Annotated in this window: 12 protein-coding genes; 6 read left to right on the forward strand and 6 right to left on the reverse strand. The window is 72.7% G+C overall.

Annotated elements, in window-relative coordinates; all coding sequences use genetic code 11:
• Positions 1-314: 314 nt before the first annotated feature.
• The 3 genes from AB0D74_RS38680 to AB0D74_RS38690 all read left to right on the forward strand — a co-directional run bounded on the left by AB0D74_RS38680 (position 315) and on the right by AB0D74_RS38690 (position 3,783).
• Positions 315-1,505 (forward strand): FAD-dependent monooxygenase, encoded by a 1,191-nt coding sequence (locus AB0D74_RS38680; RefSeq protein ID WP_362597767.1) that lies wholly within the window; start codon positions 315-317, stop codon positions 1,503-1,505.
• 98 nt (positions 1,506-1,603) lie between these two features.
• A complete protein-coding gene (locus AB0D74_RS38685) occupies positions 1,604-3,097 on the forward strand; it encodes an MFS transporter (RefSeq protein WP_362597593.1) in 1,494 nt (497 codons plus the stop codon).
• Entirely contained in the window at positions 3,094-3,783 is a 690-nt protein-coding gene (locus tag AB0D74_RS38690; RefSeq protein WP_362597596.1) for a TetR family transcriptional regulator, read from the forward strand. The genes AB0D74_RS38685 and AB0D74_RS38690 overlap by 4 nt, the downstream gene beginning before the upstream one ends.
• Here the strand turns inward: AB0D74_RS38690 and AB0D74_RS38695 are convergent.
• Entirely contained in the window at positions 3,780-4,688 is a 909-nt protein-coding gene (locus AB0D74_RS38695; protein WP_362597599.1) for a LysR family transcriptional regulator, read from the reverse strand. The genes AB0D74_RS38690 and AB0D74_RS38695 overlap by 4 nt on opposite strands.
• A 133-nt stretch (positions 4,689-4,821) precedes the next feature.
• On the opposite strand from AB0D74_RS38695, the gene AB0D74_RS38700 reads away from it, so the two are divergent.
• The 3 genes from AB0D74_RS38700 to AB0D74_RS38710 all read left to right on the forward strand — a co-directional run bounded on the left by AB0D74_RS38700 (position 4,822) and on the right by AB0D74_RS38710 (position 7,340).
• The gene (locus AB0D74_RS38700) at positions 4,822-5,718 is read left to right on the forward strand and encodes an SDR family oxidoreductase (RefSeq protein WP_362597602.1); all 897 of its coding nucleotides are present in this window, start codon (positions 4,822-4,824) and stop codon (positions 5,716-5,718) included.
• Between the two features lie 69 nt (positions 5,719-5,787).
• Positions 5,788-6,771, forward strand: a complete 984-nt coding sequence (locus AB0D74_RS38705) for an aldo/keto reductase (RefSeq protein ID WP_362597605.1) — start codon at positions 5,788-5,790, stop codon at positions 6,769-6,771.
• 83 nt (positions 6,772-6,854) lie between these two features.
• On the forward strand, positions 6,855-7,340 hold the full coding sequence (locus AB0D74_RS38710; RefSeq protein WP_362597608.1) for a DUF6328 family protein: 486 nt from the start codon (positions 6,855-6,857) through the stop codon (positions 7,338-7,340).
• Positions 7,341-7,356: 16 nt separating this feature from the next.
• Here the strand turns inward: AB0D74_RS38710 and AB0D74_RS38715 are convergent, their stop codons facing one another.
• From AB0D74_RS38715 to AB0D74_RS38735, 5 genes are all read right to left on the reverse strand, one after another.
• Positions 7,357-7,782, reverse strand: a complete 426-nt coding sequence (locus AB0D74_RS38715) for an SsgA family sporulation/cell division regulator (RefSeq protein ID WP_362597611.1) — start codon at positions 7,780-7,782, stop codon at positions 7,357-7,359.
• Between the two features lie 103 nt (positions 7,783-7,885).
• On the reverse strand, positions 7,886-8,920 hold the full coding sequence (locus AB0D74_RS38720) for a hypothetical protein (RefSeq protein ID WP_362597614.1): 1,035 nt from the start codon (positions 8,918-8,920) through the stop codon (positions 7,886-7,888).
• A gap of 135 nt (positions 8,921-9,055) precedes the next feature.
• Positions 9,056-10,684: a serine/threonine-protein kinase gene (locus AB0D74_RS38725; protein WP_362597617.1), complete on the reverse strand. Its 1,629-nt coding sequence runs from the start codon at positions 10,682-10,684 to the stop codon at positions 9,056-9,058.
• Between the two features lie 200 nt (positions 10,685-10,884).
• The gene (locus AB0D74_RS38730; RefSeq protein ID WP_362597770.1) at positions 10,885-11,844 is read right to left on the reverse strand and encodes a threonine/serine dehydratase; all 960 of its coding nucleotides are present in this window, start codon (positions 11,842-11,844) and stop codon (positions 10,885-10,887) included.
• A gap of 133 nt (positions 11,845-11,977) precedes the next feature.
• A complete protein-coding gene (locus AB0D74_RS38735) occupies positions 11,978-12,655 on the reverse strand; it encodes an AIM24 family protein (protein ID WP_362597620.1) in 678 nt (225 codons plus the stop codon).
• Positions 12,656-12,663 lie beyond the last annotated feature (8 nt).

Raw genomic sequence — 12,663 nt, forward strand, 5'->3', positions numbered from 1 at the left:
TGACCCCGTATGCCTATCCGGCGGTCTCGGAGCGGGAGAAATCGCCCGGATCGGGTTGGCTACGATCAGGACAATTAGTCACATGTCATACAAGATTGAACAAAGATGATCTTGCTGTGGCGGCAGCCCGGCCGGACCCGGAACGGGTAATTCCTTGCGCGGCCGGGCGGCTTGCCGGTGATCTTTCTCCGTGGTCCGCCGTCCGGGTGGTGTGGCTCACGGTGGCAATCTGGCGCGATTCGAAAACCCGGCCGGGCGTTTCCGCGCTGCTACCCTCCGGTGCCAATTGACCACGTTCGGTGAAATCCAGGGGTGTGTGCGTGAAGGTCGTCTGCGTCGGAGGCGGGCCCGCCGGCCTGTATCTCGCGATCCTGCTCAAGCGGCAGAACCCGTCCCACGACATCGCCGTCCACGAACGCAACCCCGAGGGCTCCACCTACGGCTGGGGCGTCACCTACTGGCGCGCCCTGCTCGACCGGCTGCACACCTACGACCCCGAGTCGGCGCGGGCCGTCGAGGCGAGCTCGGTGCGCTGGACCCAGGGTGTCGCCCATGTCCGCGACCAGGTGGCCCGGCAGCCCGGAGACGTGGGGCACGGCATCGGCCGCCACCGCCTCCTGGAGATCCTCGCCGACCGCGCCCGTAGCCTCGGCGTCCGGCTGGAGTTCGAGGACGAGATCACCCCCGGGGACCTCCCCGAGGCCGACCTGGTCGTCGCCGCCGACGGCATCCACAGCGCCCTGCGCACCCGGCACGCCGGCCACTTCGGCACCGAGGCCACCGAGGGCCGCAACCACTACGTGTGGCTCGGCACCACCCGGGTCTTCGACTCCTTCACCTTCGCCTTCGCCGAGACCGGGCACGGCTGGGTCTGGTGCTACGGCTACCCGTACGACGACGGGCACAGCACCTGCGTCATCGAGTGCGCCCCGAACACCCTCGCCGGCCTCGGCCTCGACGCGATGGACGAGGCCGGCCAACTGACCCTGCTGGAGAAGCTGTTCGCCGGCATCCTCGACGGCCACCCGCTGACCGGCGGCTCCTCGGCGGCCTGGCCGGCCTTCCGCACCCTCACCAACCGGACCTGGCACCACGGGAACCTCGTGCTGCTCGGCGACGCCGCCCACACCACCCACTACTCCATCGGCGCCGGCACCACCCTCGCCCTGGAGGACGCCATGTGCCTGGCCGACGCCCTGCGCGAGCACGCCGCCCTGCCCGAGGCCCTCGCCGCCTACGAACGGCGCCGCAGGGCCGAACTGGTCTCCGCGCAGAGCGCCGCCCGGCTCAGCGCCCAGTGGTACGAGAACCTGCCCCGCTACATCGGCCTGCCCCCGCACCGCATGTTCGCCCTGCTCGGGCAGCGCCACTCGCCGCTGCTCCCGTATGTCCCGCCGCAGCTCTACTACGGCCTCGACAAGGCCGCCGGACGGCTGGAGGTGCTGCGCAGGCTCAAGCGGTGGATCGGGCCGCGGGCGGCGCGCGCCCTGCACGTCCGGTCGTAGGCGGTATACGGCCGCGGTGCGATTGGGTGAAAGGTCATTCACCCGATAGGGTGAATTGGTATTCACCTTCTTCATTCGCGCCGCCCGCAGGAGTGCCGATGGACCAGCCCGCCCCGACAGCCGGTCACCCGGGACCGGCCACCGCCCCGCCCCCGTTGCGGCAGCGGCTGACCATCCCGGTGCTGGCCTTCGGCGGGATCCTCATGGCCGTCATGCAGACGGTGGTCGTCCCCCTCCTGCCGGACCTGCCCCGGCTCACCCACTCCTCGGCCGGCGCCGTCTCCTGGACGGTCACCGCGACCCTGCTCGCCGGGGCCGTCCTCACCCCGGTGCTGGGCCGGGCAGGAGACATGTACGGCAAGCGCCGGGTGCTCACCGGGGCCCTCGCGCTGATGACCGTGGGCTCCGTGATGTGCGCCCTGTCCTCCGACATCACCGTGCTCATCGTCGCCCGCGCCCTGCAGGGCGCCGCCGCCTCCGTCGTACCGCTCTCGATCAGCATCCTGCGCGACGAACTCCCGCCCGAGCGCCGGGGATCGGCGGTGGCGCTGATGAGCTCCACCGTCGGTATCGGCGCCGCGCTGGGCCTGCCGCTGGCCGCGCTCGTCGTGCAGTACTACGACTGGCACACCATGTTCTGGCTGACCAGCCTCCTCGGGGCGCTGGGCGTCGCGGGCGTCTGGTGGGCGGTGCGGGAGTCGCCGGTGCGCGAGAGCGGCCGGTTCGACGTCCTCGGGACGCTCGGGCTGGCCGTCGGGCTGACCTGCCTGCTGCTCGGCGTCTCGCAGGGCGGACAGTGGGGCTGGGGCAGCCCCCGCGTCCTCGGGCTCTTCGCCGCCACCGTCGTCGTGCTGGCCCTGTGGTGGTGGCAGCAGCTGCGGACCGAGCAGCCGCTGGTCGACCTGCACCTGGTGACCCGGCCGCGGGTCGGCCTCTCGCACGTCGCCGCCCTGCTCACCGGGTTCGCCTTCTACGCCAACTCCCTCGTCACCGCCCAGCTGGTGCAGGCGCCGAAGGCCACCGGATACGGCCTCGGCCTGTCCATCGTGGCCACCGGCCTGTGCCTGCTCCCCGGCGGCGTGACCATGCTGCTCTTCTCACCGGTCTCCGCCCGGATCTCCGCCTCCCGCGGACCGCGCATCACCCTGGCCCTCGGTACCGCGGTCATCGCCTGCGGATACGTGGTCCGCATCGCCGACAGCCGCGACCTGTGGATGATCATCCTGGGCGCCACCGTCGTCGCCACCGGCACCACCCTCGCCTACTCGGCGCTGCCGACGCTGATCCTGCGGGCCGTACCGGCGGGCCAGACCGCCTCCGCCAACGGCGTCAACGTCCTCATGCGCACCATCGGCCAGGCCACCTCCAGCGCCGCCGTGGCCGCCGTCCTCACCCACCACACCAGCCTCGTCGGCGGCGCCCCGATCGCCACGCTCCACGGCTACCTGCTGGCCTTCGCGATGGCCGGCGTCGTCGCCCTCGCGGCCGGTGCCGCCGCCCTCTCCATCCCCGGCGACAAGCGCCCCGACGACACCTCCCGCGCCCGGGGCCGGGCCGCGAGCGCCAGGGACGGGGCTCTGGAGGGAGCATGAGCGCCGTGAACACCCGCCCCGGCACCCCCGCCACGCCCGCACCCGCCACGCCCGCACCCGCAGCGCCTGCACCCGCAGCGCCCGCACCCGCAGCGCCCGCACCCACCGGGTCCGCCCCCGCCCCGGCCCCCGCCCGCCGGGACGCCGAGGCCACCAAGGCGGCCATCCTCAAGGCGGCCCGCTACCTCCTCGCCCGGCACGCGCACGCCGACATCACCCTCAAGGACGTCGCCGAACGCGCCGGGGTCAGCGCCCCGCTGATCCTCAAGTACTTCGGCAACAAGGACAGCCTGTTCGCCCGCGTCATGTCCTTCGACACCGACGCGGCGGCCCTGCTGGACGCACCCCTGGAGGACCTCGGCCGGCACATGGTCCGGCACGTCCTGGAGAGCCAGCGCGACCGCGGCGCCGACCCACTGCTGCGCATCGCCTTCGCACCCCTGCACGGCGACCACGGCGAGGTGCTGCGCGCCAACTTCCGCTCCCACGTGATCGACGCCCTCGCCGCCCGGCTCACCGGACCCGACCCGGACCTGCGCGCCGAACTCGCCGTCGCCCAGCTCATCGGCCTGGGCGTGATGTACGGCATCGCCCGCGGCCCACGGCTGCGCGACTCCGCGGCCACCGGCATCGGCGACGTCGCCGACCGCTACGGCCCCGCGGTCCAGGCCCAGCTGACGCCCTAGGAACCGTCCGGCTCCCGCGCCGGTCCCGTCAGCAGCGCCTCCGCCGACCTGCGGAAGGCGGCCGTCAGCCGGTTGCCGTCCCCGGCGCGGGTGGCCAGCACCACGTGGCTCGGCTCGACACCGTGCAGCGGGACCGCGGTGAGGTCGGGGCGGATGCTCGCGCCGGGCACCAGGGGCACGATCGCCACGGCCTGCCCGGCGGCGACGAACTCGAACTTGTCCTCCACCGCGCCGATCAGCGGACCGTCGGGCGCCGGGCTGCCGTCCGGCCGCGGGTCGACGCGCCAGAACGCGTTCCAGAGCGGGTCCTTCCCCCGCGGCAGCGGCTCGTCGGCGATGTCGTCGAGCGTGACCGACTCCTTCCCGGCCAGCCGGTGGTCCAGCGGCACCACCAGGACACGCGGCTCGTCGTGGAGCACCGTCACCCGCAACCCGTCGGTGCGCAGCGGCAGCCGGGTCACCGCCGCGTCCACGCGCCCCGTCAGCAGGGCCTCGCGCGTCTCGCCCCAGTCGAGGTGCAGGGTCCGCACGTCGGCGTCCGGGAAGCGTCGGCGCAGATCCCGCACGGCCGGGGTGACGAAGATCCCGTTGATGTACCCGACGGTGATCCGGCTCGGCTCGGCGGCGGCCCGGGTGACGGCCGCGGCCTCGCCCGCGGCCCGCAGCAACGCCTTCGCCCGCGGCAGGAACACCTCGCCGGCCTCGGTGAGCCGGGCACCCTGCGGGGTGCGGTCGAAGAGCCGGGCCCCCAGCACCTGCTCCAGCCGCTGGATCTGCCGGCTCAGCGCCGGCTGCGTGATGTGCAGGGCGCCGGCGGCCCGCCCGAAGTGCTGCTCCCCGGCGACCGCGGTGAAGTACCGGACGAGCCGCAGATCGAGGTCAGGAACGGAAGCCGGATCAGCCATGTCTCCAGAATAGCGCCCACCACCTGCGACGATGCCTGAAACGCATTGCGCATGTCGAAACAGGCTTTGGACTCCCGCCCCGCGTCGGCCGAACGATGGAGGCACCACCCCCTCCCTCGAAGGAGCATCCACCATGCGGGTATTCGTCACCGGCGGCAGCGGCTTCATCGGCTCCGCCGTCATCCCCGAACTCCTCGGCGCGGGCCACCGGGTCCTCGCCCTCGCCCGCTCCGACAGGTCGGCCGAGACCCTGCGGGCCGCGGGCGCCGAGGTACACCGCGGCAGCCTCGACGACCCCGAGGGCCTGGCCCGCGCCGCGGCCGGTACCGACGGCGTGATCCACCTGGCCTTCAACCACGACGACTTCCCGGACCTCACCCTCGCGGCCGGGAGCGACCTGCGCGTGATCGAGGCGGTCGGCGCCGCGCTGGAGGGCTCGGACCGGCCCTTCGTGGTCACCTCGGGAACCCTGATGCTCGCCTCGGTCGACGGCGTGGCGACGGAGCAGGACACCCCGGTGCCGGGCACCTACCGCGCCGACTCCGACCTCGCCGCGCTCGCCCTGGCCGAGCGCGGCGTGCGCAGCGCGGTGGTCCGCCTGGCCCCCACCGTGCACGGCCGCGGCGACCAGGGCTTCGTGCCCCGGCTGATCGACGTCGCCCGGGCGAAGGGCGTCGCCGCGTACGTCGGCGACGGCGCCAACCGCTGGCCGGCCGTCCACCGCCTGGACGCGGCCCGCCTGTTCCGGCTGGGCCTGGAGTCCGCCCCGGCGGGCACCGGCCTGCACGCGGCGGCCGACGAGGGAATCCCCTTCAAGGACATCGCGGCGGCGACGGGACGGGGCCTCGACGTCCCGCTGAGGAGCATCCCGGCGCAAGAGGCGCAGGCCCACTTCGGCTGGCTCGGCATGGCGGCGGCCGTCGACAACGCGACGTCGAGCGAGCGGACCCGAAAGCTGCTGGGCTGGACGCCGGAACACCCGGACCTGCTCGCCGACTTGGCGGAGGGCCACTACTTCGGCGCCCCGTGAGGGTTCAGGGCGGGCACGCACGGACCGGCCCGTGACACCGTTGTCGGCGGCGGATGACAGACTGACGCCATGGACGAACGCGTAATCGGCAGGTCGGGACAGCGGGCATCGGTCGTCGGCCTCGGCACATGGCAGCTCGGTGCCGACTGGGGCGAGGTGGACGACAAGGAGGCGCTCGCCGTTCTGGAGACGGCGGCGGAGTCGGGGGTGACCTTCTTCGACACCGCCGACGTGTACGGGGACGGGCGCAGCGAGCAGACCATCGCGACCTTCCTGCGCGGCAGGCCGGACCTGCACGTTCTGGTGGCCACCAAGATGGGCCGCCGGGTCGACCAGATCCCGGAGAACTACGTCCTGGACAACTTCCGCGCGTGGAACGACCGGTCGCGCCGCAACCTCGGCGTGGACCGCCTGGACCTGGTGCAGCTGCACTGCCCGCCGACCCCCGTCTACTCCTCCGACGAGGTGTACGACGCCCTCGACACCCTGGTCGAGGAGGAGCGCGTCGCCGCCTACGGCGTCAGCGTCGAGACCAGCGCGGAGGCCCTCACCGCGATCGCCCGCCCGGGCGTGGCCAGCGTGCAGATCATCCTCAACCCGTTCCGCATGAAGCCGCTGTACGAGGTGCTCCCGGCCGCGCTGGAGGCCGGCGTCGGCATCATCGCGCGGGTGCCGCTCGCCTCCGGGCTGCTGTCCGGCAAGTACACCAAGGACACCGTCTTCGCGGCCGACGACCACCGCACCTACAACCGGCACGGCGAGGCCTTCGACCAGGGCGAGACCTTCTCCGGCGTGGACTACGCGACGGGCGTCGAGGCCGCCGCCGAGTTCGCCGCCCTCGCCCCCGAGGGGTACACCCCGGCCCAGCTCGCCCTGCGCTGGATCATCGACCAGCCGGGCGTGACCACGGTGATCCCGGGCGCCCGCAACCCGGAGCAGGCCCGCGCCAACGCGGCTGCCGCGCGCCTCCCGGAGCTGCCCGGGCAGACGGTCGCCGCGATCCGCGAGCTGTACGACCGCCGGATCAAGGAGCAGGTGGAAACCCGCTGGTAGCGGCGGTGCGAGCCGGGAGCGCAGCCCTGCCGCTCCCGGCCGCGCTCCGTTTGGGGCACCGGGCCGGCGGTTACCCGTACTCCATGACCGACCAGGAGAGGCCGAGCGGGCGTGACGAGACGGAGGAGGAGCGCGCCGACCGGATGTGGGGCGAGCTCATCCAGGAGGTGCGCGTCGCCCAGACCGGTGTGCAGATCCTGTTCGGCTTCCTGCTCACCGTGGCCTTCCAGCAGAAGTACGCCCAGCTCTCCGACACGGACAAAACGATCTACATCGTCACCGTGATCCTGGGCGCGTCCGCCACGGGCGCCCTCATCGGCCCGGTGTCGCTGCACCGGCTGGTCGCCGGGCGCAAGGTGAAGCCGCAGGCGGTGCGGACGGCGTCCCGGCTCACCTCGATCGGCCTCTTCCTGCTGCTGGCCACCATGACCGCCTCCCTGGTGCTGATCCTCCGGGTGGCCACCGGCGGCAGCCAGGTGACCTGGGTCGTGGTGGCCGTCGTCGTCTGGTACCTGGTGTGCTGGTACGGCCTGCCGCTGTGGTCCCGGCACCGTCACACGACCCGCTGAGCCACGTCACGGCTGCTCAGCCGGTGGCGAGGATCTCCGCGAGCACGTCGTCCACCGGGATCTCCTCCCGGCCGGGCGGCACGGCCAGGTAGGTGTCGCTCAGGAAGGAGGCCAGCGCGGGTGCCCACGCGAACACCACGGCGTGGTGGCGGCTGCCGCCGGGCAGCGGGTCGCCGAGGAAATCCATGCGCACTTCCCTCCAGCGCCCCTGCCGTACGGGACGCAGCCGGACGTCCCCGACCCCGACCGGCTCTCTCAGCCCGTCGTTGAGCATCTCGCGGTCCAGCCGCCACCGGGCGAGCACCCGGCCGTCCAGGGTGAACACCGCGGTGACGGCGAACGGGTCACCGGCGTCGTACGACAGATGGGCGAGGACGGGACAGCGGCCCGTCCCGTCCGCCCGGAGCTGGACGACCAGGGTCCTGTGCACGATGGGGTTCACGCGAGTGGCCTCCGAGAACGATCGGCTTGGTGCCCTCTAGTACCCCTCCCACGGGAAAAACGCTCAATCGTGAGCGGAATTGCCCTGCGGGCCCCGCGGCCTCCTAGTCCTGAGTGCCGTTCGTGCCGCGCAGCGCGGCCAGGCAGGAGCCGATGGCCTGCTGGAGGTCCTCCAGGCGCTGGACCATGTCGTCCTCGTAGAAGTCCTGGGCGTCGTCGAAGGTCAGCTCCTCGAACGCCTTGGTCGCCTTCTGGAGGCTGTTGTAGAACTTGGTGCGCTTCTCCTGGACCCGCAGTTCGGGGTCGGCCTCCACCGCCTCCACGACCAGGTTCTTCATCGTGTCGTAGGCCTCGGTCGCCCACTCGCCGGTGTCCTCGTCGTCGTCCAGTTCGTCGAGGAGCGACAGATGGCGCTCGGCCTCCTGGCGCAGCTGCGACGGCGCGTCGACGGTCTGCCCGGCCGGGGTCTTGATCTGGCCGGACTCGGCGATCTGCCGGACGTAGCCGATCCGGTCGGCCGAGCGGCTCTCGGTGGCGACGGCCTTCTTCAGGTCGGCGGTGCGGACCACGTCACGGGCCAGCACGGTCTGCAGGTCCGGGTCCTCCTTGATGCGGTCGAGGAGGGCCGAGCGGGCGGCGCGCGCGGTGGACGGGTCGGCGAGGATCGCGGCGCGCAGCGCGGTCGGGTTCTCGGCGACCTCCAGGGCCTTGGTGGGCCGGATGCCCTCGGCCTCGGCGGCCTCCGCGATGGCGGTGCCGCGCTCGGAGCCGGCACTGCTGCGCGAGACGTAGTACGTCAACCAGACGTCCGAGTCCGGGAGTTCCACCTCCTGGCCCGGCGCGAGGGCCTCGAAGTGCGGGACCAGGCCGTCGTCGGCGGCCTTGTCCCAGGCCTTGTAGTAGCGCATGACGCGCTCCGCGGAGCAGCCGGCCAGCTCGGCGAACTCCTTCGCCGGCACCTTCGCCGTCTCCTGTGCGCCCTGCCCTCCCGGCCGCACGCTACGGGCCACCATCAGCCCGAACGTCCAGCCTCCGGTCCGCACATACGCGCCGAACTCGCGGGCGTCCCGCGCCACCAGGTCGGAGAGGGGAGCCGGGGACGCGCTGGACGTCTCGGACGGGTCGATCGCTAGAGTCACGGAGGACACTCCTGAAGGCTGCCGAACTGCGTACGTACCGACGGGCAGCCTATATCTACCGATTGGCCGGGGTTTTCCGGACCGTCGAAGACCGGTTCGGCGAGCTGATCCGCGCCGCGCACCGCACCCCGCGGATCAGCTTGCCGAGCCGCGGAACGTCGCCAGGAAGGTCTTCATGGCGAGCTTGTCCGCGGCGTCGTCCCAGTCGGCGGCCGGCGCCGTGATGCGCAGCGAGAAGCTGCGACCGCCGCCGAGCAGGAAGCCGCGGCCGAAGGTGTGCACCCGGTCGGCGCCCGTGCCGGACTCCCACTCCATGTCCGCGGCCTTGTGGCCCTGGTAGGTGGTCGCCTGGATCTGGCCGATCCGTTGGTAGCCGTCCAGCTTCTCCAGCCCGGGCTCCACGTCGTCCCGCCAGATCGCGACCGGGTCCGGGCCCGCGTCGGTGCTGTAGGTGACCGCCAGGGTGCGCAGGTCGTCGCCGCCCGGCCCGAAGGTGACGCGGTAGGCGACGTCGTCCCGGGCGGTGTCGAGTCGCTTCCAGCCCGTCGGGAGCGCCACGGAGAACCCCTCCGGGGCGGTGTAGCGGTGGAAGCCGGCCGGCAGGGCACCGGCCGTGGCCGTCGCCGAGGGGGACGCGGACGCGGAGGGGGACGCGGAGGCCGACGGGGTGGGGGAGGGGGACGCCGTCTGCGAGGTGGAGGTGCCGGGGGCGTTGCCGTCCGTGCGGTTGGCCGGCTCGCCGGCCGTGGCCGAGGCGGTCGGGGCCGAGCCCGCCGAGGCGGCGCCCGGCAGACCCTGCGTCGCGGCCAGCACCGCGACCGAGACGGTCACGACGGCCAGCGCGGTCCCGCCGATCATGGTGGTCCTGCTCCACCCGGAGGCCCGGGCGGCCACATAGGCGCCGCGCAGCCGGGAGACTGCCGCGGGCTGTTCGGCCGTGTCGGGGTCCTCGTCCAGGACACGTGTCAGCGCCTGACGCACCACCGTCCGGTTCAGCCGTTCACGGGAGTTCTTCCGCAGCAGCCCCTGCACCACCTGGGTCAGCGGACCGGCCCGCAGCGGGGTGCGCAACGGCAGCCGGTCCACGCCCTTCAGGGTCGCCTCCGCCTTGCCCCGGTCCCGGAACGGCGGCCGTCCCTCGACCATCGTGTAGAGGATCGCGCCGAGCGCCCACAGGTCCGCGGCGGGACCGATGCGTTCGTCGCGGGCCTGCTCCGGCGACGCGTACGACGGCGCGGTGACCCGGGGCGCCAGCGTCGCGCCGGCCAGGCCGAACCCGGTGATGACCACCGGGCCCCGGTCGCGGACGAAGATCTGGCCGGGGCTGAGCTCGCCGTGCGTGTAGCCGTCCGCGTGCGCGGCCTCCAGGACGTCCAGCACCTCGAGGCCGATGCGTGCGGCCCGTACGTAGTCGAACGTGGCCTGCTGGACGAGCAGTTCGCTGAGCGGCGTGCCGTCGATCAGCTCCGTGACCGTCCACAGCGCGCCCGCCTCCTCGAAGGCGTCGATCACCATGGCGACCCGGCCGGGTCGCAGCGCGCTCATCACCTCCGAGGAGCGCAGGATACGGGCGGTGGCCCGGCGCACGGTGTCCTCGGTGGGCGCCTCGGGAAACGCGATCTCGGTCACCAGACGCGGTCGCTCGGCCTGCACGTCCTCCGCGTACCAGCTGACGCGGTTCGGTTCGCGGTCGGCGACTTCGAGGAGCCGGTACCTTCCTGCGACCACTTCTTGTGCGGAGACATGCGCCTTGACCATCGTCATCCCTCGCTGAAACCCCTGCCTCGTCATTGACCAGAGGTACGCGGGACATACCTTGGTTTGTTCAAAGAATCTGCAACTCGGGGACCGTTCTTGCCTTTTATTCAAGTGGCGGCAACGGCGGGGCACTTGAGGAAAACAATGAATGACCGGGCTTCGACCTGCGGGTAACCGACGGTAAAAGCCCGGCTGCGGTCCGCTGGTCAGTCCAGCCCGAAGCGCGCGGTCCACTCCGAGATCTCCTGGTGCGTCACATTGCCTCCGCAGACCACGAGCCCGATCCGGGCCCCGGCGCCGACCCGCTCCAGAACCTGCCGGGCCGCGGGCAGCAGACAGCCCGCGGCCGGCTCGGCCCACACCTTGGCGTGCTCGGCGAACTCCAGACTGCCCCGCACCGCCTCCCGGTCCGGCACCACCAGCACCTCCTCCACCAGCGCCGCCGCATGGTCGTACGTCAACCGGGACACGGACGGCGCGCTGAGCGTCGTCACGATCGAGGACACCTCGACCGGCAGCGGAGCGCCCGCCGCGACAGCCTCGGACATCGCCTGCGCGCCCGCCGTCTCCACGCCCCACACCCGCACCCCGGGGCGGCGCGCCCGCAGGGCCGCCGCGACGCCCGCGATCAGGCCCCCGCCGCCGATGCTGACGATCACGTCGGTGACGTCGTCCGCGTCCTCGGCGAGTTCCAGGCCCACCGTGCCCTGCCCGGCGATCACCACCGGGTCGTCGAACGGATGGACCAGGGTGAGCCCCTCGTCCCGCAGCCGCGGCAGCAGCTCGAACGCCGAGCCCATGCCGTCGGTGAGCCGCACCGACGCCCCGGCCTCCGCCACCAGCGCGAGCGACCGTGCGGGCGCCGTCCGCGGCATCACCACCGTCGCCTTCACGTCGAGGGCGGCTGCCATCACCGCGAGGGCGATGCCGTGGTTGCCGCCGCTGACCGCCACCACGCCGGCCGCCCGCTCGGCCTCGGTCAGCGACAGCAGCTTCGCCGCGGCACCGCGCGCCTTGAAGGAGCCGGTCCGCTGGAGGAGTTCGAGCTTGGCGGTGACCGGCGCGCCGAGCAGCTCCGACAGGCCGGGGCTGGGCACGGTGGGAGTACGGACGACGTGTCCTTCGATCAGCCGGGCCGCGGATTCGATGTCCGAGATGCCGATGATGCCGTTCAAGGCGGTTCACCCTTCCGGCGCGGGAGCGACGGTCCGCGCCGTTCGCACCCTCACCCGGCCGGACCGCCCTGGTCAACCCGGCCCGGCCGCCGCGGCCGGGCCACGCGGACCAGGGCGCCGGAGGTCAGTGCTGCTGTGCCTTCTGCGGGGTCGCCTCGCTCGGCCGGACCACGACATGGCCCTCGCCCTGGAGCATCAGCTGGACCGCCTCGCCGGAACCGCCGCGCAGCATCGACCCGATCGACTGCGAGCGGTGCAGCGAGGTCTGCAGGTGCGCGGTCCAGCCCACCACCGCGTCCGTGTCGACGTACACCGGTGCCTGCGGCGAGACCGGGATCACCAGCGGGTTGCCGTCGCAGATCAGGCCGAGCCTGCCGTGTCCGGAGAACACACTGTTGAACAGGCCGCCGCCCGCGATGCCGGACCCCTTCACCGTCCTGATCTCGTACGAGAGCGTGGCGTCGAAGCACAGCACGTTGCGGCCGTTCACCGTGAACTGGTCGCCCGGCTCTATCTCGACGATGAAGCAGTTCTGCGCCTCGTGCGCGAACCAGGCCTCGCCCTGCCCCTGCACGGACATCAGCGGCAGCCCCTCGCCGGTGACCGCGCGCTTGAGCATCCCGCCCACGCCCTGGCCCTTGCGCTCGAACTTCAGGCTGCCGCGGTGCGCGATCATCGCGCCCTGGCGGGCGTACATCTCGCCGTTGACCGCGTACCTGAGGCACTTTGCGTTCTCGGCCGTCATGCCCGGCTCGAGCGCCGGGGCCACCATGTGCTGACTTGAAAAGAGATCACCCTTCATGTCGGGCA

Source organism: Streptomyces sp. NPDC048278 (assembly GCF_040652195.1).
Taxonomy (GTDB): domain Bacteria; phylum Actinomycetota; class Actinomycetes; order Streptomycetales; family Streptomycetaceae; genus Streptomyces.